The organism is Sphingopyxis terrae subsp. terrae NBRC 15098 (genome assembly GCF_001610975.1).
Lineage (GTDB): Bacteria > Pseudomonadota > Alphaproteobacteria > Sphingomonadales > Sphingomonadaceae > Sphingopyxis > Sphingopyxis terrae_A.
The window spans coordinates 48,797-75,757 of the sequence record NZ_CP013342.1; the positions used below are offsets into that span (position 1 = coordinate 48,797).

At 65.3% G+C, this 26,961-nt stretch carries 26 protein-coding genes and 1 tRNA gene; 15 read left to right on the forward strand and 12 right to left on the reverse strand.

The genetic code is table 11. The features are described from left to right. Window positions 1-75: 75 nt before the first annotated feature. The 4 genes from thiL to hisG form a co-directional block, all read right to left on the reverse strand. The gene (gene thiL / locus AOA14_RS00240; RefSeq protein WP_062900354.1) at window positions 76-1,008 is read right to left on the reverse strand and encodes a thiamine-phosphate kinase; all 933 of its coding nucleotides are present in this window, start codon (window positions 1,006-1,008) and stop codon (window positions 76-78) included. Window positions 1,009-1,189: 181 nt separating this feature from the next. Beyond that, window positions 1,190-1,639 (reverse strand): transcription antitermination factor NusB, encoded by a 450-nt coding sequence (gene nusB, locus AOA14_RS00245; RefSeq protein ID WP_062900355.1) that lies wholly within the window; start codon window positions 1,637-1,639, stop codon window positions 1,190-1,192. Between the two features lie 11 nt (window positions 1,640-1,650). Continuing rightward, a complete protein-coding gene (gene hisD, locus AOA14_RS00250) occupies window positions 1,651-2,943 on the reverse strand; it encodes a histidinol dehydrogenase (RefSeq protein ID WP_062900356.1) in 1,293 nt (430 codons plus the stop codon). Beyond that, window positions 2,930-3,586 (reverse strand): ATP phosphoribosyltransferase, encoded by a 657-nt coding sequence (gene hisG, locus AOA14_RS00255; protein ID WP_062900357.1) that lies wholly within the window; start codon window positions 3,584-3,586, stop codon window positions 2,930-2,932. Before hisG ends, hisD begins: the two co-directional genes overlap by 14 nt. Window positions 3,587-3,625: 39 nt before the next feature. Between hisG and AOA14_RS00260 the strand changes: the two genes are divergently transcribed. The 4 genes from AOA14_RS00260 to AOA14_RS00275 all read left to right on the forward strand — a co-directional run bounded on the left by AOA14_RS00260 (window position 3,626) and on the right by AOA14_RS00275 (window position 7,724). Next, entirely contained in the window at window positions 3,626-4,705 is a 1,080-nt protein-coding gene (locus AOA14_RS00260) for a DUF2332 domain-containing protein (RefSeq protein WP_062900358.1), read from the forward strand. Between the two features lie 63 nt (window positions 4,706-4,768). Next, window positions 4,769-5,947 (forward strand): vWA domain-containing protein, encoded by a 1,179-nt coding sequence (locus tag AOA14_RS00265; RefSeq protein ID WP_062900359.1) that lies wholly within the window; start codon window positions 4,769-4,771, stop codon window positions 5,945-5,947. Between the two features lie 117 nt (window positions 5,948-6,064). Further along, window positions 6,065-6,871, forward strand: a complete 807-nt coding sequence (locus AOA14_RS00270; protein ID WP_082819764.1) for a lipid II flippase Amj family protein — start codon at window positions 6,065-6,067, stop codon at window positions 6,869-6,871. Further along, window positions 6,864-7,724, forward strand: a complete 861-nt coding sequence (locus AOA14_RS00275; protein WP_062900360.1) for a DUF817 domain-containing protein — start codon at window positions 6,864-6,866, stop codon at window positions 7,722-7,724. Before AOA14_RS00270 ends, AOA14_RS00275 begins: the two co-directional genes overlap by 8 nt. Here the strand turns inward: AOA14_RS00275 and AOA14_RS00280 are convergent. Genes AOA14_RS00280 through AOA14_RS00290 form a run of 3 tightly spaced genes read right to left on the reverse strand, consistent with a single transcriptional unit; the run spans window position 7,709 to window position 10,720 of the window. Further along, window positions 7,709-8,959, reverse strand: a complete 1,251-nt coding sequence (locus tag AOA14_RS00280; protein ID WP_062900361.1) for a M24 family metallopeptidase — start codon at window positions 8,957-8,959, stop codon at window positions 7,709-7,711. The genes AOA14_RS00275 and AOA14_RS00280 overlap by 16 nt on opposite strands. A gap of 4 nt (window positions 8,960-8,963) precedes the next feature. Beyond that, window positions 8,964-10,169: an exo-beta-N-acetylmuramidase NamZ family protein gene (locus AOA14_RS00285; protein ID WP_062902935.1), complete on the reverse strand. Its 1,206-nt coding sequence runs from the start codon at window positions 10,167-10,169 to the stop codon at window positions 8,964-8,966. A 2-nt stretch (window positions 10,170-10,171) separates the two neighbouring features. Next, entirely contained in the window at window positions 10,172-10,720 is a 549-nt protein-coding gene (locus AOA14_RS00290; protein ID WP_062900362.1) for a DOMON-like domain-containing protein, read from the reverse strand. A 55-nt stretch (window positions 10,721-10,775) separates the two neighbouring features. On the opposite strand from AOA14_RS00290, the gene tyrS reads away from it, so the two are divergent. Beyond that, a complete protein-coding gene (tyrS, locus tag AOA14_RS00295) occupies window positions 10,776-12,002 on the forward strand; it encodes a tyrosine--tRNA ligase (RefSeq protein ID WP_062900363.1) in 1,227 nt (408 codons plus the stop codon). Between the two features lie 76 nt (window positions 12,003-12,078). Then, complete coding sequence (locus AOA14_RS00300; RefSeq protein WP_003039557.1) at window positions 12,079-12,420, forward strand: PilZ domain-containing protein; 342 nt, start codon at window positions 12,079-12,081, stop codon at window positions 12,418-12,420. A gap of 108 nt (window positions 12,421-12,528) precedes the next feature. Here AOA14_RS00300 and recG read toward each other — a convergent pair whose 3' ends face one another. Next, window positions 12,529-14,595 carry an ATP-dependent DNA helicase RecG gene (recG, locus tag AOA14_RS00305; RefSeq protein WP_062900364.1) on the reverse strand — a complete coding sequence of 689 codons (2,067 nt, stop codon included), beginning with the start codon at window positions 14,593-14,595 and terminating at the stop codon, window positions 12,529-12,531. Window positions 14,596-14,801: 206 nt separating this feature from the next. On the opposite strand from recG, the gene AOA14_RS00310 reads away from it, so the two are divergent. Next, window positions 14,802-15,062 (forward strand): succinate dehydrogenase assembly factor 2, encoded by a 261-nt coding sequence (locus AOA14_RS00310; protein WP_062900365.1) that lies wholly within the window; start codon window positions 14,802-14,804, stop codon window positions 15,060-15,062. Beyond that, window positions 15,059-18,553 carry a transcription-repair coupling factor gene (gene mfd, locus AOA14_RS00315; RefSeq protein WP_062900366.1) on the forward strand — a complete coding sequence of 1,165 codons (3,495 nt, stop codon included), beginning with the start codon at window positions 15,059-15,061 and terminating at the stop codon, window positions 18,551-18,553. The genes AOA14_RS00310 and mfd overlap by 4 nt, the downstream gene beginning before the upstream one ends. A gap of 19 nt (window positions 18,554-18,572) precedes the next feature. Here the strand turns inward: mfd and AOA14_RS00320 are convergent, their stop codons facing one another. Beyond that, window positions 18,573-19,769, reverse strand: coding sequence for a GGDEF domain-containing phosphodiesterase (locus tag AOA14_RS00320; protein ID WP_062900367.1), 1,197 nt, complete (start codon window positions 19,767-19,769; stop codon window positions 18,573-18,575). Between the two features lie 60 nt (window positions 19,770-19,829). Here AOA14_RS00320 and moaA point away from each other — a divergent pair, with 60 nt between their 5' ends. The 4 genes from moaA to AOA14_RS00340 all read left to right on the forward strand — a co-directional run bounded on the left by moaA (window position 19,830) and on the right by AOA14_RS00340 (window position 22,297). Beyond that, the gene (gene moaA, locus AOA14_RS00325) at window positions 19,830-20,837 is read left to right on the forward strand and encodes a GTP 3',8-cyclase MoaA (RefSeq protein ID WP_062900368.1); all 1,008 of its coding nucleotides are present in this window, start codon (window positions 19,830-19,832) and stop codon (window positions 20,835-20,837) included. A 21-nt stretch (window positions 20,838-20,858) separates the two neighbouring features. Continuing rightward, on the forward strand, window positions 20,859-21,629 hold the full coding sequence (locus tag AOA14_RS00330; RefSeq protein ID WP_062900369.1) for an NAD kinase: 771 nt from the start codon (window positions 20,859-20,861) through the stop codon (window positions 21,627-21,629). Between the two features lie 59 nt (window positions 21,630-21,688). Beyond that, a complete protein-coding gene (locus tag AOA14_RS00335) occupies window positions 21,689-22,135 on the forward strand; it encodes a surface-adhesin E family protein (protein WP_062900370.1) in 447 nt (148 codons plus the stop codon). A gap of 87 nt (window positions 22,136-22,222) precedes the next feature. Beyond that, window positions 22,223-22,297 (forward strand) — tRNA-Asn (locus AOA14_RS00340). A gap of 81 nt (window positions 22,298-22,378) precedes the next feature. Here AOA14_RS00340 and AOA14_RS00345 read toward each other — a convergent pair. Continuing rightward, entirely contained in the window at window positions 22,379-23,326 is a 948-nt protein-coding gene (locus AOA14_RS00345; protein ID WP_062900371.1) for a helix-turn-helix domain-containing protein, read from the reverse strand. Between the two features lie 420 nt (window positions 23,327-23,746). On the opposite strand from AOA14_RS00345, the gene AOA14_RS00350 reads away from it, so the two are divergent. From AOA14_RS00350 to AOA14_RS00360, 3 genes are all read left to right on the forward strand, one after another. Then, window positions 23,747-24,166, forward strand: a complete 420-nt coding sequence (locus AOA14_RS00350; RefSeq protein ID WP_062900372.1) for a DUF6326 family protein — start codon at window positions 23,747-23,749, stop codon at window positions 24,164-24,166. After that, window positions 24,163-24,834 (forward strand): DUF4386 domain-containing protein, encoded by a 672-nt coding sequence (locus tag AOA14_RS00355; protein ID WP_062900373.1) that lies wholly within the window; start codon window positions 24,163-24,165, stop codon window positions 24,832-24,834. The genes AOA14_RS00350 and AOA14_RS00355 overlap by 4 nt, the downstream gene beginning before the upstream one ends. A gap of 153 nt (window positions 24,835-24,987) precedes the next feature. After that, window positions 24,988-25,329, forward strand: coding sequence for a helix-turn-helix domain-containing protein (locus AOA14_RS00360; protein WP_202988339.1), 342 nt, complete (start codon window positions 24,988-24,990; stop codon window positions 25,327-25,329). Here AOA14_RS00360 and AOA14_RS00365 read toward each other — a convergent pair. Continuing rightward, complete coding sequence (locus AOA14_RS00365; RefSeq protein ID WP_062900375.1) at window positions 25,317-25,565, reverse strand: hypothetical protein; 249 nt, start codon at window positions 25,563-25,565, stop codon at window positions 25,317-25,319. The two genes, AOA14_RS00360 and AOA14_RS00365, sit on opposite strands and share 13 nt — an antisense overlap. Before the next feature lie 22 nt (window positions 25,566-25,587). Then, the gene (locus AOA14_RS00370; RefSeq protein WP_062900376.1) at window positions 25,588-26,937 is read right to left on the reverse strand and encodes a hypothetical protein; all 1,350 of its coding nucleotides are present in this window, start codon (window positions 26,935-26,937) and stop codon (window positions 25,588-25,590) included. Between the last annotated feature and the right edge of the window lie 24 nt (window positions 26,938-26,961).

Consider the following 26,961-nt stretch of genomic DNA (forward strand, 5'->3'; position numbering starts at 1 on the left):
CCAAATTCTGGACGCCGCGTTATGGGAAGAAACCTCGCCCTTTGGCAAGCCCGGTTTTTTCGCCCTTTTCCGCGCCTAGTGCGCGAAACCGAGACGCTCCGGCAGCGCGACGCGCTGCGCCCGGTGCGTCAGCAGCAATCCGGCGCCGACGGCGGCATGGCCGATCGCCGTCACGGCGACGCCTTCGGCGGCCGCATGCGCCCGGATTGCCTCGGCTTGCCCCGAGTCCGCCGCGAAGAGCAATTGATAATCGTCGCCTGCCGTTGCCGCTGCGAGCCGCGTGTCGAGAACGTCGGGACGCACCGCGAGCAGCGCCGCCGACAGCGGCACCACCTCCAGCATCACCGCGATCTGGCAATCGCTTGCCGCCGCCATCCGCTTGGCGTCGATCAGCAGGCCGTCGGAAACATCCATCATCGCATGGACATGCGGCGCAAGCGCCGCGCCCAGCGCCAGTTGCGGCAAGGGCCGGGCATAGGCGGCCATGCAGGTTGCGCCCGGTTCGATCTCGCCGAGCCGCATCGCCAGGCCGACGCCCGCGTTGCCGATCGTCCCCGTCACCCAGATCTGATCGCCCGGCCTTACCCCGCTGCGCGCCGGCGCTCCGGTCGCGGGCGCGCGGCCGATTGCGGTCAGGCCGAAACTGCGCGGCGCGCCGGCGGGTGGGCGCACCGTGTCGCCGCCGAGCAACGGCACGTCGAACCGGCGCAGCACATCGTCCAGCCCCGCGACGAAGGCGGCGTCCCACGCCGCATCGCCCGACAGGCTATAGCCGAGCAGCACGCCGAGCGGCGCTGCGCCCTTCGCCGCAAGGTCCGACAGATTCACCGCAACCAGTTTCCACGCAATGTCCTGCGGCGTGTCGTCGGGCAGGAAATGGACGCCCTCGACGATCATGTCGTGCGTCAGCACAAGATCGCCGAGCAGCGCCGTGTCATCGGCCAGCCCGCGCGCCGCAGGATCGGTCGCGACAGCGCGCAGATGGGCAATGAAATCGGCTTCGTTCATTGCGGCAAGCCTAGTGGATCATGGGCCGGCATAAAAGGGAGACATCGATCCTCCCTGTGGCGAAGCCATCGGGCGGTGGCAGCGCGAAGCGCTGACGGAGGGGCTATGACGCAAAGCTACCGCTCCTCCACCATAGTTCGGACGGTCCCCCTCCCCACCGCTGCGCGGCAGGGAGGATTTTCTATTTCGCGCGCACATCCTTGCCGATGGCATCGAGCAGGCCGTTGGCAAAACCCGCCTCGCGGCCGTCGAAAAAGGCTTTGGCGACATCGACATATTCGCTCACCACCGCGCCAACCGGCACATCGCCGCGCGCGATCAGTTCATAGGCGCCGGCGCGCAATATCGCCTTCATCGTGCGGTCGAGCCGATCCATGGTCCAGCCGCTTGCCAACCGCGCCGTGATCGCCGCGTCGACCTCTACCGCCCGCGCCAGCGCGCCCTTCACGATATCGTCGAAGAAGGGAACGTCGGCTTCGGCATATTCGGCGTCCTCGATGATCGCGCCGATGCGGTGCTGGTGGAATTCATGGATCAGCTGCGCGACCGGGGTGCCTTCCATTTCGTGCTGATAGAGTGCCTGGACGGCGGCAAGGCGGGCGGCGGAGCGGGATTGGGCGCGTTTGTTCATGGCTTTTCGTTTCAGTTGAGGCGCTGGCTGACCGACAGCGCATGCGCGGGAAGTCCCTCGGCATCCGCAAGCGCGACCGCTGCGGGTCCGATGGCCGCAAGGCTCGCTTCGTCGAGCGCCAGGAAGCTGGTGCGTTTCATGAAATCGGTGACCGAAAGCCCGCTCGAAAAACGGGCGCGGCGGCCAGTCGGGAGGACGTGGTTGGGCCCGGCGACATAGTCTCCGATCGCCTCGGGCGTCTGACGGCCAAGGAAGACCGAGCCCGCGTGGCGCACGCGCGCGAACAGCGCGTCGGCCTCGGCGGGATCGACCGCGAGTTCCAGATGTTCGGGCGCCAGCCGGTCGCAGAGCGCGATCGCATCGGCCAGGTTCGGCACGACGATGATCGCGCCATTGTCGGCCCAGCTCGCCTGCATTGTCGCCGCAGTGCTCAATGTCGGAATAATCGCGGCGACCGCGTCGGCGACCGCATCGGCAAAGGCGCTATCGTCGGTGAACAGGATCGACTGGCTCGTCGGGTCATGTTCGGCCTGGCTCAAAAGGTCGGCGGCGATGACGTGCGGCGCGTTGCGGTTGTCGGCGACGACGACGATCTCGCTAGGCCCCGCGACCATGTCGATCCCGACGACGCCATAAAGCTGGCGCTTCGCCTCGGCCACCCAGGCATTGCCGGGGCCGGTGACGACATCGACCGGCGCGATCCGGCCGGTGCCATGGGCGAGCGCCGCGATCGCCTGCGCGCCGCCGACGCGCCAGATTTCGTCGACTCCGCCAATATGCGCCGCCGCCATCACGACGGGATTGGTTTCGCCGCCCGGCGTCGGCGTGACCATCACGATCCGCTCGACCCCCGCGACCTTGGCGGGCAGGATGTTCATCAGCACCGACGACGGATAGGCCGCGCGGCCGCCGGGAACATAGACGCCCGCGGCATCGACCGCACGCCAGCGCGCGCCGAGCCGGGCGCCGGCGGCATCGCGATAATCGCGGTCCTCGGGCAATTGCGCGGCGTGATAGGCCCGGATGCGCGTCGCCGCGAGGTCGAGCGCGCCCCGCAATTCGGGGGCCAGCGCCGCATAGGCCGCGGCGCAGTCCTCGGCGGTGATGCGCCAGCCGCTGCTGTCGAGGTCGAAGCGATCGAAGCGCGCGGTATAATCGGCGAGCGCCGCGTCGCCTTCGGCCTTTACCCGCGCGACAATCGCCGCGACATCGGCGGATACGTCCGACGCACTCTCGCGCCGGTCGTCGACCAGCGCGTCGAATGCGGCGGCAAAGCCGGGGTCGGAGGCGTCAAGCCGCCGCATCGCGGACGGCCTCGCGGAATTTCTCGACCAGCGCGGGCACCTCGGCCGAACGCAGCTTGAACGCCGCGCGATTGACGATGAGCCGCGCCGAAACCTCGCTGATGATCGTCTGTTCCGCGAGCGCATTTTCGACCAGAGTCCGCCCCGTCGACACAAGGTCGACGATGTGCGACGCCAGCCCCAGCTTCGGCGCAATCTCCATCGCGCCGTTCAGCTTGATGCACTCGGCCTGAATCCCCTGCCCCTCGAACCAGCGGCGCGTCGTCGCGGGATATTTGGTCGCGACGCGGATATGGCTTTCGCCCAGCCCCGGCGGCGCGCTGCCCTCCGGCCCGGCGAGCGACAGACGGCAATGACCGATGCCGAGGTCGACCGGCGCATAGAGCTCCGAATAGTCGAACTCGTCGACGACGTCCGAACCCACGATGCCGAGCTGCGCGGCGCCGTGCGCCACGAAGGTCGCGACATCGAAGGCGCGCACGCGGATCAGCGAGATATGCGGCTGGTTCGTCCCGAACACGAGCGCGCGGCTCTTCTTGTCGAAGAAGTCGGCGGCCGGCTCGATGCCCACACGGGCGAGCAGCGGCAGCGCCTCGTCGAGGATGCGTCCCTTGGGGATGGCAAAGATGATCGGTTCGGGCATAAGCGAGGGCGCACATAAGCGCCAGCGGGAGAAAGGGCAATGAGCGAGCGGTACAAGTTCGTCGACATGAACGAAACCGGACCCGACGCCGTCCGCACCGCTTTTGCCAATCAGGTCGCCTATTGCCGCGCGGCCGAAGCGCCGATCACGGCGCGCATCGTCGCCGCTGTCGCAACGCTCCTCGACCGGCCCGAAACCGGCTTCGCACGCCGCATCGCCGACTGGCCCGGCGCGGCGCTTGCCGACGCGCTGCCGCTGCGCGCCGCCGGCGGGCTCCATGCGCTGCACCTTTCGGGCGCCGCAGACGATCTCGCGCCAATCTATGCCGACGCCAACGACATCAACGATGCCGTCATCGTGGCGGGCGTGGTGCGACGGCACGAGGCGGCGCTGCTGCCGTGGCTCGACGGTCCGCCGCAGACAAACGAGGCGGGCCGGTCGGCCAACTTCATCGCCGCAATGCTGTGGCTCGCCGATCAGGGCCTTCCTGCGCGTTTCGAGTGCCTCGAAATCGGATCGAGCGCGGGGATCAACCTGATGCTCGACCGTTATCATTACGACCTCGGCGGCGTCCAGGTCGGCCCCCAGCCCGGCGTCATGGCCTTCACCCCGGACTGGCAGGGCCGCCATCCGCCGCAGCATGCGATCGAAATCGTGTCGGCGAAGGGATGCGATGTCGCCCCCGTCGATCTGACCGATCCGGCGCAGGCACTACGTCTCAAAGCGTTCGTCTGGCCCGAACATGCCATTCGCTTCGCGCGAATCGAGGCGGCGATCGCTGCCGCCGAAGCGCGGCTGCCCGACCTCGTGCGCATGACCGCGGCCGATTTCGTCGAACAGGAATTGGCAAAGCCGCAGGCCGCGGGCACGACGCGCCTATTGATGCACTCGATCGTCTGGCAATATGTCCCCGGCGACCAACAGGCGCGCATCACCGCCGCGATGGAAGCGGCGGGCGCACGCGCGACCGCGGACCGGCCGCTCGCCTGGGTCGCGCTGGAAGCGAATCGCACCGTTCACGGCCACGAACTTGTCGTGCGCCACTGGCCGGGCGGCGCGGCGCCGGTGATGCTGGCGCGCGCGCACCCGCATGGCGCGTGGATCGAGTGGTTGGTGTAACCCCGCACTTTCCGTAAACGTAAAGTGATTGCGCGCGCCGCCGCGACGCGATAGGCATATCGCATGTTTTTCGGCTTCCTCGACGAGCTTCGCGCCGCGGGCATTCCCGCCAGCCTGAAAGAGCATTTGATGCTGCTGGAGGCGCTCGACCGCGAGGTGATCGATCGCAGTCCCGAACAATTTTATTATCTGAGCCGCGCCATCTATGTGAAGGATGAAGGGCTGCTCGACCGCTTCGATCAGGTCTTCAATAAAGTCTTCAAGGGGCTGCTCACCGATTACGGTCAGAACCCCGTCGACATCCCCGAGGAATGGCTGAAGACCGTTGCCGAGAAATATCTGACGCCCGAGGAGATGGAGGCGATCAAGGCGCTCGGCGACTGGGACGAGATCATGGAGACGCTGAAGAAGCGGCTCGAAGAACAGCAGAAGCGCCACCAGGGCGGCAACAAGTGGATCGGCACCGGCGGCACATCGCCCTTCGGCAATTCGGGCTATAATCCCGAAGGCGTGCGGATCGGCGGCGAAAGCAAGCACAAGCGCGCGCTGAAGGTCTGGGAAAAGCGCGAGTTCGCCAACCTCGACAACACCAAGGAACTCGGCACCCGCAACATCAAGATCGCGCTGCGCCGCCTGCGCAAATTCGCGCGCGAGGGGGCCGCCGACGAACTCGATATTCCCGGCACGATCGAAGGGACCGCGCGGCAGGGCTGGCTCGACATCCGCATGCGTCCCGAACGGCGCAATGCGGTCAAGCTGCTGCTTTTCCTCGACGTCGGCGGATCGATGGACCCGTTCATCAAGCTGTGCGAGGAATTGTTCAGCGCCGCGACAAGCGAATTCAAGAATCTCGAATTCTTCTATTTCCACAACTGCCCCTATGAAGGCGTGTGGAAAGACAACAAGCGCCGCTGGTCCGAACGCACGCCGATGTGGGATATCCTCCACAAATATGGCCACGACTACAAGCTGGTCTTCGTCGGCGATGCGTCGATGAGCGCTTATGAAATCACCCATCCGGGCGGCAGCGTCGAACATTTCAACGAAGAATCGGGCGCGGTGTGGATGCAGCGCATGACGCACGTCTATCCCGCCGCCGTGTGGTTGAACCCCGTTCCTTCGGCGCAATGGGGCTACACCCAGTCGGTGAAGCTGATCAAACAGTTGATGAACGACCGCATGTATCCGCTGACGCTGGCGGGGCTCGACGACGCGATGCGCGAACTGACGCGCAAGCATTGAGCCACGGTTTTCTTTAATCGTCATTGCGAGGGCCGAAGGCCCGTGGCAATCCAGAGCCTGCGTCAACCGCCCTGGATTGCTTCGCTCCGCTCGCAATGACGAGAAACTAGGCCCCGAATGATCGATCTCCCTCTCGTTACAATCCTTCTGCTCACCGGCTTCATCAACCTGATCGGTGCGCTGGCCTATGCCGCCCGCATCGCCGGCGTGCGGACGCGGCGGATCGCGATGTCGTTCGCGCTGTTCAACATCCTCGTGCTCTTTTCGCGCACCTCGAACAGTTTTCTGGGGCCGTTCCTCGCGAAGCGGATCGAAACGCGCATCCATGACGGCAGCGGCGCCTCGCTGTTCCTCGACATGCAATTGGTGCTGGCGGCGGCAAGCGTCGCGACGCTGCTCGGCATCCTGCTCGTTCCCACCGGCCAGCGCATGTTCGCCGCGGCGATCGGCTGGTACCAGAACAACCGCTCGACGACGCGGCTCGCGATGAAGGCGGTCAGCCCGAGCGGCCTGCGCACGATGCGCCAGTCGCTTCGTGTGCCCAGCCTTGGTCACCTCAAAGCCTGGCGCATGCCCAAGGGGATCGGCTGGGGTGTCCTGATCGCCAACTGCCTCGCGCAATCGCTCCTCGCGGTCGGCGTCGTCGCGTCGCTTTATGCGGGCTATCTCGCCCCCGAATTTCGCGTTACCGCTTCGCAGCTTTCGGCACTCATCAACGGCTTCGCGACGATCCTGCTCTTCGCCTTCATCGACCCGCAGCTGTCGGTGATGACCGACGACGCGGTCGAGGGCAAAGTCGACGAGGGTGATTTCCGCCGCGCGATCACCTTCATCTCGCTGAGCCGGCTCGCCGGCACGATCCTCGCGCAGGCGCTGTTGCTGCCCGCCGCGACGCTGATCGCTTACGTTTCCGTGCATGTCTGACGCGCCGATGCGGCACAGCCGCTTTCACGCCGTCCGCACGCGGCTCGAGGCGATGGCGGTCGAGCCCGGGCCGCGCGGCTGGTTTCTCGAATTTCTGGTGTTCGGCTTCAAACAGGGCTGGGCGTGCCTGTTCGGCGCGCTGATGCTCGCGCTTTTGCTCGGCACCCATCTATTCTGGCCCGACAGCGCGCCGGTCCACCGCTATGACGCGATCACCATCGGCGCGGTGCTGACCCAGCTCGGCATGCTCGCGTTCCGGCTCGAGACACCGCGGGAAGCGATCGTTATCCTGATCTTCCACATCGTCGGCACCGTCATGGAGCTGTTCAAGACCGCCGCGGGGTCATGGCAATATCCGGAAGGCAGCCTGCTCCACATCGGTGCGGTACCGCTGTTTTCAGGCTTCATGTACGCCGCGGTCGGCAGCTATATCGCGCGCGTCTGGCGCATCTTCGATTTCCGCTACACCGGCTATCCGCCGATGTGGACGAGTTACGCGCTTGCGGCCGCGATCTATGTCAACTTCTTCGCGCACCACTGGCTGCCCGACATCCGCTGGCTTCTGTTCGCCGTCACCGCGCTTCTCTTCTGGCGTTGTCAGGTGTGGTTCCGCCCGCTCCACATCCGCCGCCGCATGCCGCTGCTCGTCGGCTGGGGCCTCGTCGCGCTGTTTATCTGGTTCGCGGAGAATATCGGTACCTTCGCGCGCGCCTGGACCTATCCCAGCCAGGCCGATGGCTGGCACATGGTGGGGTTCGAGAAGCTGGGCAGCTGGTATCTGCTGATGATCATCAGCTTCGTGCTGGTCAGTCTGGTGCAGCAACCGAAGGGGCCGGATCAACCAAACGGCTGATCGATCGAGGGCGGCGGCTCGCTGAACCATTTCGGGCCGCTGTCGGTCATGTGAAAGCAATCTTCCAGCCGGATACCGAACTCGCCGGGAATATAGATGCCGGGTTCGTTCGAAAAGCACATGCCCGCCGCCAGCTTCGTGGTTTCGCCGCGCACCAGATTGACCGGCTCATGCCCGTCGAGGCCGATCCCGTGGCCGGTGCGATGCGACGTGCCGGGCAGGCGATAGCCCGGCCCCCAGCCGAGCTTCTGGTAATAGGCGCGCACCGCATCGTCGACCGTTCCCGCCGCCGCACCGATTTGCGCCGCGGCGAAGGCGACGTCCTGCCCCTTGCGCATTTCGTCCCACACCTGCCGCTGGCGCGGGCTTGCCTTGCCGTAGACGAAGCTGCGCGAGATGTCGGATTGATAGCCGTGCACGGTCGCGCCGCAGTCCATCAGCACCACCTCGCCCGCCTTCACCGCCTGCGGCTTGCCCGATCCGTGCGGATAGGCGCTCGCTTCGCCGAGCAGGATCAGCTCGAATTCGCTGTTGCCGCCCAGCGCACGCGTCGCGGCGCGCATGATCGCGCCAATGTCGGCCGGGGTCATCCCCGCCTCGATCCGCGGCGCGGTGTGGCGATAGGCGGCGATGGTTATGTCGCTCGCGACCTGCATCAGCGCGAGTTCGGCCGCCGACTTGATCATGCGGCAACCGCGCACGACCGGCGCACCATTGACGACGCGCGCCTCCGGCATTGCCTTTTGCAGCGCGTCGACCGCGAAATAGCGCACCGTCTCCTCGACGCCGATCCTGCCCTTGGCAAGTCCGCGCTTCGCCAGCCAGTCTGAAACGAAGCGGAGCGGATTTTCATCCTCGTTCCAGGTCAGCACGTCGGCCGGAACGCCCAGGCTTTCGCGCACCGACGGTTCCTCGAAAAAGGGCGTGACGATCGCCACCTCGCCCTCGCACGTCAGCACCGCGGCCGTCAGCCGCTCGCTCCGCCACCATTCGACCCCGGTGAAATAGATGAGGCTCGACCCCGGCTCGATCAGCAGCGCGCCGATATCGTTCGCGCGCAGCAGCGCCGCCGCCTTCGCGATCCGCGTCTTGCGTTCGTCGGCACCGATCGGGACGGCCTTTGCCGCGAGGTTGGGGAGGCCCGCGGTGTCGGCAGCGAGCGCGGAAATCGGCACACTCGCCGCCAATCCGGTCAGCGCCGCCGTACCCAGAAATTGCCGCCGCTGCATCGCCATCCCCTTATCCCTGGTAAATCAGCAAATCCGCAATCTCGTCACGCCACGCCGCCTCGTCGGGCAGCGCCAGCGCGTCGAGGTCGCCCGGCGCTGCCGCCGCATCATCGACCCACAGGCGCAAGTCGGACCCGCCGTTGATCACGTCGATCGCAAGCACATCGTCGGTATATTCATATTTGAAATCCTTGCCGCGCCAGATCGGATAATCGGGATAGAGCGCGCGGATCGCCTTGAAGCCCAGCGCCTGCACGCGCCACGGGCGGAACGTCGCATGGTCGTACCACGGGCCGTCAGCGTGGATATGGATGCCGCTGTTGAGCTGTCCCTTATGCTTGTGAAAGGTCGGCTCGAACCAGATGTCGCGCAGTTTGCAGCCCGTCAGCCATTCGGGGGCGAGCCGGTGCATCTCGGCGATCACCGCCCGCGCATCGATGTCGGGCGCGCCGAAGAGTTCGAGCGGGCGCGTCGTCCCCCGCCCCTCGCTGAGCGTCGCGCCCTCGACCATCACCGTCCCGGCATAGTCGCGCGCCATGTTGACGTTCGGCGCATTGGGACTGGGATTGATCCAAGCGCGGTCAGCGGGCCAGCCGAAACCCGGACCATCGGGCTGCCACCCCTCCATCGCGATGACACGATAGTCGACGTCGAGGCCGAAGTGGCGAAGGAACCAGTGCCCCATTTCGCCCAGCGTCAACCCGTGGCGCATCGCCATCGGCCCCGCACCGACGAAGCTTTCCCATCCGGCGCGCAGCAGCGTGCCTTCGACCGGGCGCCCCGCGGGATTGGGCCGGTCGAGCACCCATACCGCCTTGCCGTGCGCCGCCGCTGCCTCGAGGATGTAGAGCAAGGTGGTGACATAGGTGTAGATGCGGCAACCCAGATCCTGAAGATCGACGAGCATCACGTCGAACGTGTGCATCGCCTGCCCGGTCGGCCGCCGCACTTCGCCGTAGAGGCTGAACACCGGCATGCCGTAGGTCGGATCGGTGAAGTCGGGCGACTCCATCATATTGTCCTGCAGGTCGCCGCGCACACCATGTTGCGGCCCGAACACCGCGGTGACATTCACCCCCGCCGCGACCAGCGCGTCGATGCTGTGCGTCAGGTCAGCCGTAACCGACGCGGGATGCGCGAGCAGCGCGACGCGGCGCCCCTCGAGCGGTTTGCGAAGCGCCGGATCGGCGAGCAGGCGGTCGATGCCAAATGTCACGGTCATGCTGCGCCGGGTGCCCCAAGCGTCAGTTGAAAGCAATCGGGATGATGGAAGTCGGGCTTGCCGGGCGGGTGCCGCAGTGCCCAATAGCTTTTGGTGCCGTCCAGTTCCTCGATCACCGCCGACAGCGCGAGCTTGCTGCCGCGATCGGGATAGATGCCCGGTTCGATGCGCAGGATATAGAGCGCGGCGCCGCGCTCGCACGTCATGTCCCACGGCGCCAGATCGTCGCTTTTCAAGAGCGAGCGATAATCGTCGAACTGGTAGCAGGCCCAGCGGCCATCGGGCGCATAGTTGAACTCGGTATAGTCGGGCTGCCCCTCTTCGGTCAGAAACGCCTCGAAGCAGCTGCTCTGCCATAGCCCGTCGGTCGCCGTGTCGGCGATTACGAGCTGTCCTTCGCAGGGCGGCAGCACCAAGGCGCCGATATCGCCCTCGACCCCGAAGCGCAGCGAAAAACCGTCTTCGAACGACAGCGCCACCTCAGCCCACACCGCGCGCACCGCTTTCGCGGGCGTCCCGGGGTGGCAGATCAGCTGTGTGCGCATGCTATCCAAATCGCAAACCCCATGCTAAGCGCCCCCCGCTTTCAATGAGGCCGCCATGACGAACTATAAATCCGACCTGCTGCGCCTGCTCGACGAGCGAGGCTATATCCATCAGATGACCGACGCGGAAGGGCTCGATGCGCTTGCCGCCAAACAGGTCGTCCCGGGATATATCGGCTTCGACGCGACGGCGCCCAGCCTGCATGTCGGGAGTCTCGTCCAGATCATGATGCTGCGCCGCCTGCAGCAGACGGGGCACAAGCCGGTCGTGCTGATGGGCGGCGGGACGACGCGGATCGGCGATCCCACGGGGCGCGACGAGAGCCGCAAGATGCTGTCGGACGAAACGATCGCCGCGAACATCGCATCGATCCGCACGATCTTCGAACCCTTTCTGATCTTCGGCGACGGCCCGACCGACGCGGTGATGGTCGACAATCAGGACTGGCTGGGCAAGCTCGGTTATATCGAGCTGCTTCAGGAAGTCGGCACGCATTTCACGATCAATCGCATGCTGACCTTCGATTCGGTCAAGCTGCGCCTCGAACGCGAACAGCCGATGACCTTCCTCGAATTCAATTACATGATCCTTCAGGGGTACGACTTCCGCCATCTGTCGAAGGCGATGGACGTGCGGCTCCAGATGGGCGGATCGGACCAGTGGGGCAATATCGTCAACGGCATGGAACTCGGTCGTCGCATGGACGGCGCCGAGCTCTTCGGGCTGACGACTCCGCTGCTGACCACCGCCGCGGGGGCCAAAATGGGCAAAACCGCCGCCGGCGCCGTCTGGTTAAATGCCGCTCAACTGTCCCATTTTGACTATTGGCAATATTGGCGCAACTGCGACGACCGCGACGTCGGCCGCTTCCTGAAGCTGTTCACCGACCTTCCGCTTGCCGAGATCGCGCGGCTCGAAGCGCTCGAAGGCGCCGAGATCAACGAAGCGAAAAAGATCCTCGCCAACGAAGCGACCGCGCTGTGCCGCGGCGCCGATGCGGCGAAGGCTGCGGCGGAAACCGCGACGCAAACCTTTGAAAAGGGCCACATCGGCGGCGACCTGCCGCGCGTTTCGGCCCCGGCCGAAGGGATCGGCATCCTGAACGCGCTGCGCGAAATGGGTTTTGCGGCGTCGAACAAGGAGGCGCGCCGCAAGCTCGACGAGGGGGCGGTGAAGGTCGACGGCACGGTGATCCGCGACCCCCATTATCTGGTCGTGCCCGGCGAAAACGATGTGCCGGTCAGCCTGGGGGCAAAGAAGCACGGGCTCGTCACGCGCTGAATCCGCAAAAAAGCGTTTACGGATTCTTCAGCAATCGCGATGATCTTCTCCGGCAAACCACAAAGGTCCGGGACGTATGCGTAAGATTGACACGAGCAAAGCCCACTATGTCGGGCTCGACCAGCGAATTGCTCCGCGCAGCGACGTTTACTGTCGCCTGCCCTTCGTGCTGCCCGACGGGCGGCAGGAAATGTGCACCTGCGTCAACATCAGCGCCGACGGCTTGCTGATGCGTTACGAACGCGGGCTGGAGCCAGGCGATCTGGTCGTGTTCCGCATGCCCATCATCGGCCGCACGGCGGCAAAGGTCGTCTGGTCGCTCGGCGGCAAGACCGGTGTGCAGTTCGAAAAATCGATCACCGCCGAAGATTATCTGCCGATGATCCGCGCCATGGGCGCCCGCGGCGACGTAAACTAGCGCTTCCCGATCGCGGCGCCCCCGCGCAGGCGGGGGCCGTTGGAGACCCGTCTCTCCGTCGTTGCAAAAACTGCCAGCGGCCCCCGCCTGCGCGGGGGCGACGCTTGCTCACCCACTCCGCAGCAGCGGCACCGCCGCATCGCGCTCGAACAGATACAGGCAAAGCCGTACCGCTTCGCCGCGCGCGCCTTCCATTCCGCCGTCGCGTTCGACGAACAGCCGCGCATCGTCATGCGCCACCGGCAAGAGGCGAACGAGCTGTTCGGGCGTCGCCAAACGATAATCGGCGTCGCCCGACTGCTTGAGCCCCAGCAATTCGCCGCCGCCGCGCAGCTCCAGATCCTTTTCGGCGATCACGAAGCCATCGTTCGTGTCGCGCATCAACGCGAGCCGCTCGCGCGCCGTTTCGGACAGAGTCTGCGATCGCAGCAGCAGGCACACCGATTTCGCCGTTCCGCGTCCGACGCGGCCGCGGAGCTGGTGGAGCTGGGCCAGCCCGAAGCGGTCCGCATGCTCGACGATCATCAGGCTGGCGGCGGGGACATTGACCCCGACCTCGATCACCGTCGTCGCAACGAGAACGCCGATCTCGCCCGCCTCGAACCGTGCCATGACGTCATCCTTGTCCTGCCCTTTCATGCGGCCATGGACCAGCCCGACGCGCGCCTCGCCGAACCGGGCGCGGAGCAGCGCGGCGCGATCTTCGGCCGCGGCCAGTTCGCTCGCCTCGCTCTCGGCCACCAGCGGGCACACCCAATAGGCCTGCGCGCCGTTCGCCAGATGCCGGGCCAGGCCGTCGATCACTTCGTCGAGCCGGTCGACCGACACGACGCGCGTATCGACGGGCGTCCGCCCGGGCGGCATTTCGTCGAGCCGCGACACGTCCATCTCGCCATGGTTGGCGAGCAGCAGCGTGCGGGGAATCGGCGTGGCGGTCATGACCAGCAGATGCGGCGGACGCGCCGCCTTGTTCGTCAGCATCAGTCGCTGGGCCACGCCGAAACGATGCTGTTCGTCGACCACGACGAGCGACAGATCGCGGTAGTTCACCGCGTCCTGAAAGATCGCATGCGTTCCGACCAATATGTCGATGCTGCCGTCGGCAAGCCCCATCAGCGTCGATTCGCGCGCCCGTCCCTTGTCGCGGCCGGTCAGGATGGCGAGATTGACGGGCAGCCCGGCGAGCATTGATTGCAAGGTCGCATAATGCTGGCGGGCCAGAATCTCGGTCGGCGCGAGCAGCGCCGCCTGCGTTCCCGCTTCTACCGCCGCCAGCATCGCGCGCAGCGCGACAAGCGTCTTGCCCGATCCGACATCGCCCTGCAGCATGCGCAGCATCGGCGTGTCCTGCGCCATGTCGCCGGCGATCTCGCGCCCGACGCGCTCCTGCGCGCCGGTCAGGCCAAACGGCAGCCTTAGCGCATCGACCAATCGCCCGTCGCCGCGCACCGCCCTCCCCCGCCGATTGCGCAATCCCTGCCGGATCAGCATCAGCGCGACCTGACTGGCGAATATCTCGTCGTAGGCGAGCCGGTCGCGCGCCGCTTCGTCGCGCGGGCTGGCGTGGGCGCGTTCCATCGCATCGCGCCACGCGGGCCAGTTGCGACTCGCCAGCAGCGGCGCGTCGATCCATTCGGCAAGTTCGGGTCGGCGCTCGAGCGCCACCGCCGCCAGCTGCGACAGCCGCGCATTGGTCAGTCCTTCGGTCAGCGGATAGACGGGTTCATGTTCCGCAATCCCGGCTTCGCCCCCCGTTTCGGCGACATGGTCGGGGTGCACGATCTGGCGCATATCCCCATAAAGATCGAGCCGCCCCGACACCCGGCGCTTCTCCCCCAGGGGGAACAGTTTGCGCGCCAGACCCGACGTCCGCCCGAAATAGACCAGCCGCACATGGTCGCCCGCCGCGTCGAACGCCTCGACCCCGAACGGCGCCCGCGGCGATCGGCCGGGGCGGTAATCCTGCGCGGTCAGATCGACGATGATCGTCTGTCCCGCCTGCGCCTGATCGAGCCGGTCGACGGGCACGCGCGAAATCAGGCCGGTCGGCAGATGGAACAGCACATCGACAACGCGCTCGAGCCCCAGCCGCGTCAGCGGCTTGGCAAGCTGCGGACCGACACCCTTGAGGTCGGTCAGCGCGGCAAAGAGCGGGTTGAGGATTTCGGGTCGCATGGCTAGGGCGTGTCTAGCCTCGTCTTTCCGTTCGTGTCGAGCGAAGGAAACCCAACCTCTCTTCCGTTTGTGCTGAGCTTGTCGAAGCACCGCCCTTATTTCCAGCGGCGGAAAGAGAGAACAGCCCTTCGACAAGCTCAGGGCGAACGGTGAGTGGGGGCGATGTCCGTTTTCACTTCATCGCTTGCGCGATTAAAAGGCCCGCCATGCAAGACCGCCTCAAACGCCTGAAATTCCGTGCCTGGCACCGCGGCACGCGCGAGGCCGACTATATGATCGGCGGCTTCTTCGATCGCTATGCGGCGGCGTGGGGCGAAGACGAAATCGCGTGGTTCGAAGCCGTCGTCGAAGAAGATGACGTCGACATCATGGCGTGGGCGCTCGGCACCGGGCACCCGCCCGCGCATCTCGACCGACCGGCAATGATCGCCGCGATGCGCCGGCTGGACTATATTCCGCTGCCATGACCCGTCCCTCCGCCGACATTTTCGCCGCCATCACGTCGGCGTCGGCACCGCTGACGCTCGCGCGCACCGCGGACGGCTTCCTGCCGCTGTTGCTCGCCGATCTGGCGCGCACCAGCGACAAGCGGCTCGTCTATGTCGCGACCGACGATACCGCGATGCAGGCGGTCGCCGATGCCGCGCCTTTCTTTGCGCCCGACCTTGTCATCCATCGCTTTCCCGCCTGGGACTGCCTGCCCTATGACCGCGCCGGGCCGTCGATGCGCGTCAGCGCCGACCGGCTCGCCACGCTGTCGGCGCTGCAGGCGCCGCCGAAGCGCGGCGAACTGATCCTGACCACCGTCGCCGCGATCGCCCAGCGCACCCTCACGCCCTTCCGCATCCGCCAGCTCGCGACCACGCTCGCACCGGGGCAGCGGATCGATCGCGACGCGCTTGCCGAACTGCTCGTCGCCAACGGGTTCAACCGCGTCGATACCGTCGCCGATCAGGGCGAATTCGCGGTGCGCGGCAGCCTCGTCGACCTTTTCCCCGCCGGCGAGGACGCGGGGCTGCGCGTCGACTTCTTTGGCGACGAGATCGAGAGTATTCGCCGCTTCGATCCCGCCGACCAGCGCAGTCTTGGCCCCGCCAAGTCGCTGCAACTGCTTCCTGCGGCCGAAACGCTGCTCGATCAGGACACGATCAAGCGCTTCCGGTCGAGCTACCGCGAGATGTTCGGCGCGCAGGCAACCGGCGATCCGCTCTATCAGGCGGTCAGCGAGGGCCGGCGGCAGGCGGGGATGGACCATTGGCTGCCGCTGTTCGAGGAACGGCTGGCGACACTGTTCGACCATATCGACCCCGCAACCCCGGTGCTGCGCGGCCACCGCACCGACGCGACGGCGGAGACGCGCTTCGATGCGATCACCGACTATCATGCAAACCGCGTCGCGGCCGAGCGCGAGCAGGCGGGCAGCTATCGCCCGCTCGCCCCCGACACGCTTTACCTGACCTCGAGCGAGTGGGCGGCTGCCGAGCGCGACCGGCCGGTGCATGTCGTCTCCCCCTTCGATGTCCCGCCCGCGCCGAACGTCATCGATCTCGAAAGCTTTGCCGCCCGCGATTTCACGCCCGAGCGCGCGGCGGACCTCAACGTCTATGACAAGGTCGCCGACCATCTGTCGGACGAACGCCGCAAGGGCCGCCGGACGATTATCGCCAGCTATTCGGTGGGCGCGCGCGATCGCTTGTCGGGGCTGCTCAGGGACCATGGCGTCAGCGCGCTTGCCTCCGCCGACGGCTGGCAGGAAGCACTCGGCACCGCTTCGGCCGATGCCGGCGGCGCGACCGCAATGGTCGTTCTTCCGCTCGACCACGGCTTCGCGAGCGACGCGATCAGCCTGCTCACCGAGCAGGATATTCTCGGCGAAAGGCTGGTACGTCGTCAAAAGCGCCGCAAAAGCGCCGACGCCTTCCTCGCCGAACTCGCGACGCTCAGCGTCGGCGATCTCGTCGTCCACCTCGATCATGGCATCGGCCGCTACGAAGGGCTGACGTCGATCCCGGTCGGGAAAAGCCCGCACGATTGCGTCGCGCTCACTTATGCGGGCGGCGACAAGCTCTACGTCCCCGTTGAAAATCTGGACGTCCTCTCGCGCTACGGAGGCGAGAGCGACGGGGTTGCGCTCGACAAGCTCGGCGGCGAGGCATGGCAGCGCCGCAAGGCGCGGATGAAAGAGCGCATCCGCGAAATCGCTGGCGAACTGCTCGCGACCGCGGCGCAACGCGCGCTCCGCCCCGGCGAAGTGCTGGCGCAGGACGCCGCTTATCCCGCTTTCGCCGACCGTTTCCCCTACCAGGAAACCGACGATCAGGACCGCGCGATCGGCGACGTGCTGGAGGATATGGCGTCGGGCCGCCCGATGGACCGGCTCGTCTGCGGCGACGTCGGTTTCGGCAAGACCGAGGTTGCGCTCCGCGCCGCCTTCGTCGCGGCGATGGCGGGGGTGCAGGTCGCGGTGGTCGTGCCGACGACCTTACTCGCGCGCCAGCATTACACGAACTTCGTCGAGCGTTTCAAAGGCTTCCCGGTCAACATCGGCCGCCTGTCGCGTCTCGTGCCCGCGGGCGAAGCGCAGAAAACGCGCGACGGCCTCGCCAGCGGGCAAATCGATATCGTCGTAGGCACCCACGCGGTGATCGCGAAATCGGTGGAATTCCGTAATCTCGGCCTCGTCATCGTCGACGAGGAGCAGCGTTTCGGCGTCGTCCACAAGGAACGGCTGAAGCAGCTCAAGGCCGACGTCCATGTGCTGACGCTGACGGCGACGCCGATCCCGCGCACCTTGCAGATGGCGATGTCGGGGCTGCGCGAACTCAGCGTCATCCAGACGCCCCCGGTCGACCGTCTGGCGGTACGCACCTATGTCGCGCCGTGGGATCCGGTGGTGATCCGCGAAGCGCTGCTGCGCGAGCATGACCGTGGCGGCCAAAGCTTCTTCGTCACCCCGCGCATCAAGGATCTGCCCGACATCGAGGAGTTCCTGCGCACCCGCGTCCCCGAAATCAAATATGTCGTCGCGCACGGCCAGATGGCGCCCGGCGAAGTCGAAGAGCGCATGAGCGCCTTCTACGATCGCAAATATGACGTGCTCGTATCGACCACGATCGTCGAAAGCGGCCTCGACATTCCGAGCGCCAACACCTTGATCGTGCACCGCGCCGACCGTTTCGGCCTGGCCCAGCTTTACCAGCTCCGCGGCCGCGTCGGCCGGTCGAAGACGCGCGCCTACGCGTACCTCACGACGCCCGAGGGCGGCGCGATCACCGACACCGCCGAAAAGCGGCTCAAGCTGCTCGGCGATCTCGACACCTTGGGGGCTGGCTTCCAGCTTGCCAGTCACGACCTCGACATTCGCGGCGCCGGCAATCTCGTCGGCGACGAACAGTCGGGACATATTCGCGAGGTCGGATTCGAACTCTATCAATCGATGCTCGAAGAGGCGATCCTCGTCGCCAAGGCCGAAGGTGCTGGCGTCGCACCGCCGCGCGAGGCCTTGTCGCCCGTTATCACGGTCGATGCGCCGATCCTTATCCCTGAAGATTATGTACCCGACCTGCCGCTACGCATGGCGCTCTATCGCCGCCTCAACGAGGCCGAGGACCGTACCGGGCTCGACGGTTTCGCGGCCGAGATGATCGACCGCTTCGGCCCGCTGCCGCCCGAAACCGCGAACCTCATCCAGCTCATGGAGATCAAGGCGAACGCGAGGGCGGCTGGCATCGCCAAGCTCGACGTCGGCACCAAGGGCGCCCTCGTCAGCTTCCACGGCGACCAGTTCGCCAATGTCCCCGGTCTGATCGCCTATGTCGAGCGGCTGAAGGGTCGCGCGCGCATCCGGCCCGACAACAAGCTGTCGGTGAGCGGAGACTGGATCAGCGCGGGCGCGCGGCTCAACGGCGCACTGCAACTGTCGAAAGGTTTGGGGAAACTCGCACGGCAGGCGAGCTAAGACGGCCGCTATTGCGGACTTATTCCATCAGCCCCGGCAGTTCGCTTCCCGGCACCGGCCCCGACTTCAGAAAGCCCTGCCAGGTCGCAACGCCCAGTTCGCGCAGCCGCTCGAGTTGGCGTTCGTTCTCGACCCCTTCGGCGACGACGAGCAATCCAAGCGCACGCGCAAGGTCCACGATCGCGCGCACCACGATGCGGTCGCGGTCGCTGCCGTCGATCGTGCGCGTGAAACCATTGTCGATCTTCAGATAGTCGATCGGCAGCCTGGCGAGCAGCGACAGGCTGGAATAGCCCGTTCCGAAATCGTCGATCGCGATTGCGCAGCCAAGCGCCCGGATTTGGGCAAGCTGTGCCGCTGCGCTGGCCGGATCGCTGAGCATCGCCTGTTCGGTGAGTTCGAGCGTCAGGCGGTCGGGATCGACACCAGTGGCCTTCACCATCGCCGCGAAACGGTCGGCGAAATCGGGATCGCCGAGGTCGGCGGCGGTGATGTTGAGCGACACGCGAAGCTTGCCGAGCGCCCGCGGCCAGCCGGCGATCTCGGCCAGCGCGACGCGATGCGCATGTTCGGTAAGCTCGCGTTCCATGCGCGCCGCGCGCGCTGCGGTAACCAGCGGTCCGGCGCCGAGCAGGCCGAGTTCGGGATGTTGCCAGCGCAGCAGCGCCTCGACCCCGATCATCGCTCCCGTCGCGACCTCATATTGCGGCTGATAGAAGATTGCGACCTCGTCATTGGCGAGCGCCGACTTGACCATCACACCGTCGCGCGCCGATGCTGGACGTGCGAGCTGGTCGGCAGCGGCGCGAAGCTGCTCCTCGACGGGCTCGTCGCGCGTGATCAGCGCCGTAACGATGCGAATCGCAAGCCGGCCATTCGGATCGCCGACCATCGGTTCGGCCAGCGCGACGTGCAAAGCCCGCTCCTGCGCGCGCAGCGCTCCGAGCGATAAGGGCACCGCAGGCACGATCAGGAAGCGCGGCCCCTCGAGCCGGCCGACGAACGAGCCATGACCGAATTCGTCAGCGGCAAAGGTTTCGAGCCGGCGCGCGACTTCGTCGAGCAGCGCGTTTCCGGTCTCGGTACCGGCGCTATGGTTGATTCGGGCGAGCTGGTCGACCTGGACCAGAATGACGCCCGCGTCGGCGCCGTGCCGACCGTGGAGATTTTCAAGGTGCCGAACGCTTTGTGCGTTCGTGTCAACTGTGCGATTCATTGGCGCCCCCTAGCAGGCTTTGCTTGCCAATCTCTTCCCTTTTGCACCATCATTCAGGCGATGGCCGCAAATTCCGCCCCGCCTGTCGCTCCACTCACCGACGGTCACGGTCGGCGCATCAGCTATTTGCGCCTGTCCGTTACCGATCGCTGCGACCTCAGATGTCGGTATTGTATGGCTGAGGAGATGCAGTTTCTGCCTCGATCCGCGGTCCTCAGTATAGAAGAAATGGGCGTACTTGCCGAACGCTTTGTTGCGCGCGGCGTCCGCCGTATCCGCCTCACCGGCGGCGAACCGCTCGTACGGCGCGGGATCGATCTGCTCGCGGCGCAACTGGGCGCGCTCATCGGCCGCGGGCTCGACGAACTGACGCTGACCACCAACGGCATGCGGCTGGCCGACCATGCTTCGATGCTTGTCGAAGCGGGGATTCGCCGCGTCAACGTCAGTCTCGACACGCTCGACCCCGACGCCTTTCGCCACATTACGCGCGTCGGCGAACTCGCTACGGCGCTGCGCGGCATCGCCGCAGCCCGGGCCGCCGGGTTGGCGGTGAAGATCAACATGGTCGCGCTGGCAGGGCTCAACGAAGACCAGCTTCTGCCGATGCTCGACTGGTGCGCCAACGAGGGCTGCGATTTGACCCTCATCGAGACCATGCCGCTGGGCGAGGTCGCCGATGAGCGCAGCGATCATTATATTCCGCTCCACCATTTCATCGCGCCGCTGCGCGCCGATCGCGCCATCTTTCCGGTCGATCGCCACACCGGCGGCCCGGCGCGCTATTTCGGGATCGAGGACAGCCCGGTCACGCTCGGCCTGATCACCCCGCTCAGCGATAATTTCTGCACCAGTTGCAACCGCATCCGCCTGACGGTCGAGGGGCGCATCTATATGTGCCTCGGCCAGGACGACCATGTCGACCTGCGCGCCGCGCTGCGTGAAGGGAGCGATGTCGATGGCTTGATTGATGCCGCATTGGCTGGCAAACCCCGCGCGCATGACTTTCAGATCGAACGAAAGTCCACACCGGCGGTCGCGCGTCATATGAGTGCAACGGGCGGTTAGATCACGCCCCAGGGGGACCAGATGCAACGCAAGATCGCGCTCGTCGCGTCGAATGCGCCCGCGGCGATGGAGGCGGAGGCCGAGCTTCGCCCGCTTTACGATTTCGTCGATCTTGGCGAAGCCGACATGCTCATCGTGCTCGGCGGCGACGGCTTCCTGCTGCACATGCTGCACCAGCTTCTCGATCAGCGGCGCAGTCTGCCCGTGTTCGGGATGAACCGCGGCACCATCGGCTTCCTGATGAACGAATTTCGCGTCGAAGGGCTGATCGACCGCATCGCGAGCGCCCGCCCCTTCCTGATCCACCCGCTGCAGGGCGATATCACCACGATCAGCGGCGAACGGCACATCCTGCCGGCGATCAACGAAATTTCGCTGCTGCGCGAAACGCGGCAGGCCGCGAAGCTTGAGGTGCTGATCAACGAAAAGCAGATGCTCGAGGAACTTGCCTGCGACGGCGTGCTCGTCGCGACCCCGGCGGGTTCGACCGCCTATAATCTGTCGGCGAACGGCCCCATCCTGCCGCTCGAATCCGAAATGCTCGCACTGACCCCGATCAGCCCGTTCCGCCCGCGACGCTGGCGCGGCGCGCTGGTTCCCGAATCGACGCGCATCCGTTTCAACGTCCGCGAAGCCGCCAAGCGGCCCGTCAGTGCGGTCGCCGACCAACGCGAAATCCGCGACGTGAAGACCGTGCTCGTCACCACCGATCGCAGCCGGCCGCTCACGCTGCTCTTCGATCCCGATCAGGGGCTCGACGAACGTATCGCGATGGAACAATTCATCGTTTGACCGCTTGCGCGGCCGCCGGGCGCGGTTAGCATCGCCCTTCACATGAATGGGGGAATTTCATGCGTCTGACCATGCTTGCTCTTTTGCCATTGCTCGCGCCGCAGCCGGCCTTCGCCGAATCGTGGCGGCTTGCCGCCTATTCCAGCAACGCGCCGCAGCTTGTCTATCTTGTCGATATCGATTCGGTGCAGCGGTCGGGCACCACCGTCACCTTTCGCCAGCAGACGCTCTACGAAAGCACGACCGATACGCGCGATTTCGACCGCACGATGACCACGCGGCAGGCCGACTGTGGTTCGAACACGTCATTCATGCGCGACAGCAGCTTTTACGTCGCCGGCAAATATCTGGATACCGAAGCGGGGCCGTCGGACTCGACCACCGCGCAGTCGGGATCGGTGCTACGGCAGCTGATCGATACGGTCTGCGGCCGCTCGGACTATTTCTCGCCCATCCTCCCGGCGCCCGAAAGCTGGGTGCGCGAAAAATTTCGGTCGGGCTTCTGAACGATCCGTAAAAATTGCCGTACAACCCCCTTGCAAAATGATCCGCATGGCGGCAAAGGGGCCGCCTTGCCCGCCTCGGCGGGCTGCTCCTCGGTAGCTCAGCGGTAGAGCAATCGACTGTTAATCGATCGGTCGTAGGTTCGAATCCTACCCGGGGAGCCATTCACTTAAATCGCTGAAGCGGAACGCCGAACCGGACGACAAGCCGATGTTCGTCCAGTATCGCGCCTCCAGAGGCGACGCCTATCGGGACTGCCGACGAAATTCCTGCGGCGTCATGCCGGTGTCGGCCTTGAAGGCTCGGTTGAACGGGCCGATCGAACCAAATCCGCAATCCAGCGCAATCGTCAGGATCGGCAAGTGGGCGAGCGCCGGATCGACCAGGCGGCGCTTTGCCTCTTCGATGCGGTAGCCGTTCACCATCTGATTGAAATTGGGGTAGCCAAGCGCACCGGTAATGCACTGGGTCACCTTATATTCGGGCTCACCCGTGAGCCGTGCCAGGTCGGCAACGCGCAGATCAGCCTCGGCGTAGAGGCTGTTCTCGCGCATGAGCGTGATCAACTGCGCTTCAAGCCGGGGGTCCGACGCAACGGGTTTCCGCGAAGCGCGCGCCTTCGGATCGACGAGCGGATGCCGTTTCCGATGGCCGAGGGCCAACCCATAGCCGAATACCGCCGCGATCGCGCAAACGACCTTGACCGGAATGCTGAGTTGGGATGCGGCCGACCCGTCGGGCGCCCCGTCGACGGCCAGGACCGCCACCGCCAATATGGCTGCGTAGATGCCTGAATACAGGATGCGGAAGCGCCGTTCGGATTTGTCGCTTTGCGCGCGCAGATCGAGCAACGGTTCGGCCACCGCCATAAGCAGCATGGCGGAACTCCCCAATCTGGCAAGATTATCCAGGATCCTGAGAGGCATGCCGTCTGCCGGCACCAGCGATGTCACAGCGGACGCGATCATCACCATCAGCACCGCGGCGACCGGCCACCAGTCGCCTCGCGACGGAGATTCGCACCGGAAAAGCGACCGGGTTGCCAGCCACGACCATCCGCATGTCGCATTACCCAGGATCGCAACCGCGTCGACGGCCATACCCAGCCGCGATGCCAGCACGGACTTGAGGCAGAATGCGAGCGACGCACAACAAAAGGCCGCGCCGTAGAGAAGCGAAAGGTCGATCCTCATCGGGTCCGGTCGCTGCGAACGAATGCCAGGCTGCAAAATCGACGCCATCAACGCAGAACCCTTAAAGACTCCGGACAGAAACCACGACGCTCACCGGATCGGTTGGCCTCGCATGCCCCCCATCGGCAATCGCACCCTGCAACAAGTAAACCGCGGGGGGCGATCGGCAAGCATATTCGGCGGCCCGCTGGCCCGTGCGGCGGATCCGATGGCCGAAATTTCATCGGCAATGTGAGGCAATCGACGCAAAAAAACATCGCCGAATTCCAAACCGGCAAGACTAGCGGCGCCAAAATGACCGATCCGGCGGGTGGCCCGAGCGGAAACGGGGACGAAGGAGAGATGGCCGACCGGCCCGCCTCTTTGCAACGACCCGACGATCCGTGGCCGCCCATATTTTGGACTTAACAAGGTCATGCGATGAAGAGTCTCACGGACATCCCGGTCCCTACCCGCCTCAAACTGTCGACGCTCTGGACAGCAACAATGTTCTGCTATGTCTATGGCGACTATTTCGGCCTCTATACCGATAACAAGCTGGCATCGATGGCGCAGGGAAACATCGGGCCGCTTGGACCCGCAACCCCTGGAACGCTGGTTGCCGTTTCGCTGATGATGGCGATCCCCGCGCTGCTGATCGCGGCGACGCTCTATCTCCCGGCAGCAATTTGCCGCTGGAGCAATATCGTCTTCGGCCTTTTGTATACCGCTATCATGGCGATGACGCTGCCGGGTGCCGCGCCATTCTACATCACTCTGGCGATCATCGAGATGGCGCTCACCGCCTCGATCGTCATCGCCGCCTGGACGTGGACTACCACCGAAGGAGGCCCGGAATGAGCGCGGACGCTTCGCATGCCCGCCTCGCCGGATTCCTGTATCTGGGAACGATAGGCTTTGGCGTTTACGCAGAAGTCGTCGCCCGCGGCGCCTTGATCGTGCGCGGCGATCCCGCCGCAACCGCACAGGCCATTTTCGCATCGGGATCGACATTCCGGCTCGGGATGATCGCCGATCTCGCGATGCTGGGTTGCTATATCGGCGTCACCATTCTCCTGCATGGCATCTTCCGCAAGGGAGCGCCGCGGGTCTCGGCCATAGCCGCTTCTTTCAGCCTGATCGGCATCGCGATGCTCGCATGCGATACGCTGCTGTCGGCGATGATTTTGCGGCTCCCGGATTTGGGGCAGCCGTCATCCTCGCTCGCCGATTGGGTGTATCTGCTGCTGCGCGTCCATGGCGACGGCTACAAGATCAGCCTTGTTTTCTTCGGCGCTTATTGCCTGCTCCTTGGCTGGCTCATTTGGCACGGACGCGCGATGCCAAGAGCCATCGGCCTTCTCGTTGCTGCGGCGGGCGCATGCAATCTCGTCAACAGCCTCGCCTGGCTCGGAGCGCCGCTCCGGGCGGCGCAGCTTCCGCAATATTTCACCCTGCCCACTCTGCTCGGCGAACTGGCGCTCGCACTGTGGTTGCTGGCGTTCGGCATTCGCGAGCGCGAGGCGTAATATGCGAACACAGAGCGAAGCCGTTCTGCCCGAGCAAGGCCGATGAGCGCTCCCGACAAGCGAGGCGAATTCGGGCGCGATCGAAATACGCCTTGCGAAAAGCCGTACGCGGCGTCGCTCCGCGACGCCCTTCGAACCAGGCAGAATTCCAAATTGCTCATTGTCGTCGCAGCCGACGGTCATGCGGTTGCGCAAATTCGGGCTCTGGCGTCGGCCTGCCTCGAAATCGACGATCGTACCAATGCCGACGCCTGTCCCGAGATATCGCCGGTCGAGTCGAACATGAGGGGATTGCGGGACGGTCTGACGCAAAGGCAATTCGAAATCGCCCTGGGCGTCATGCGCGGCCTGTCGAACAAAGGCATCGGCCGCGAACTCGGTATTTCGCATTTTACCGTCCGCAACCATTTGTCGCGGATATTGCTGCTCCTTGGCCTTTCTTCCCGCCAGGAGCTCGGCGACTATCTTCGCGCGCGGCTAATTCAGCCGACGTAGCGGCCCATCGGCTGGATCACGTAACGCGCCCCGACTTGGCGCCACGGCATGAAGTTATAGGCGAGCAGCATCCCGATGCGGTTTTGGAAAAGCGCTTCGATATCATGCGTCCATTTGCCCGCGAGCCACACCCGAAAGGCGATCAGCAGAAGCCAGATCGTCTTCCACCCGACCTCTATTATGTCGCGCGATCGGCCCCGAATGATATCCGGAAAATGGTCGCGCTTGCCTGCCATTTTGCAGCTCCGTCGAGCCCGCCTATTTCGCTGCCCGGTAAAATTTTGCATTGGCGGGCAAGCGATTGGCAGAGCAAAAGGTCCATGCGTCGCCCACCCCAACAAGCTCAAACGATTGGGGTCCGGTGATCCTGTAATCCTGTGTGGCGGGCATCGGCCGTCCATCGATGTCGGGGCAGCTCTCGGTTTGCCGAAAGGCGTTTGTGCTCGTCATCTTCAGGCTGGTGAACTTGCAGCTGTTGCCGCGCTGGACGATCCGGTCCTCGGCTAGATAAATCGCGATGTCGGCGAAGGGCTTTTCGCAGGTTGAGATGCGCGCATCGACATAATAGCCGACCGGCAGCGGCAAAATGCGCGACTGGCCCGGACCTGCCGCTCCCCCAGCATTGGCCACAGCACCGCGTGGGCATTGTTTCTCCAGCGTTCGGATCGCCGCCGTCGATCCGGCAAGCGAAAGCGCCGTCAATTCGGTCCATTCATCGCCGCCGTCATAGCTTGCGTAGAGCGAAAGGTCGCTGTCGGCGCCCATCAGCAGGCCGCGGGCGACGGGATCGAGCGCGCCGCTGAAATCGGGCTTTCCGGCTTCGGGGCTCAGGCTTTGCGTCGCCTCGCTGCCTTCGCCGGCGCTTCGAAAGCCGATCAGCAGGGGCTTGCCCGGCGGGGGCAGGTGCAGCCCCTTGGCCGGCACGATCGTCATCGCCACGGCGCCGCCCGGTTGGCAACGAAGCCCCACCGCGGTGAATTCGGGATGCCCCGTTACCGCGGCGACGGTGCCGGCACCGCTTCCCGCGACCTGCCAGCGCGCGCTGTGAAGGGTGGGCGGCGGCCCGGCGCCTTCGCCGGTTGACGCCGACAGGTCCGCATCGGTGCCGCGGCGCCGTTCAACCACCGCCCATTTGCGTCCATCCCACCGCAGGACTTCCAGGCACATATCCGCCCCGACGCTTCCGCACACCGTCCCGTGAACCGAAAGGCCCAGCCCGGTGCGCCCCTTTCCGTCGAGCTTCACCGCCTGCCAGTCCCGGACATTATCGTTGAAGATTTCGCGATAGCCGTTGCGGTCGGACCCAAAGATGGCAATCATGCATCCGGCCGTGCCGCAATAGGCCGAATAGCCCGCGTTGGAGCATCGCGCACTGCTGTAATCCACCACCCAGTCGGGCTTTCCGTCGCCCGTCACCTCGGTCTCGACCGCGAAATGCGCGCGATCGGGAATGAATTTGCCGCCTTCGGCGCGGCATTCCTGTTTCAGACTGTCATAGAGCGCCTGCACCTCGCGCGGCCAGACCTTTGGCGTCGCCGCGGGTTGCGACTGAACGAGCGCGAGCAGCGGCAGCAGCATCGACGATGCCGTCATCAACGGGCGGATCATGGACGCCCCTCCGCCGTCATAACG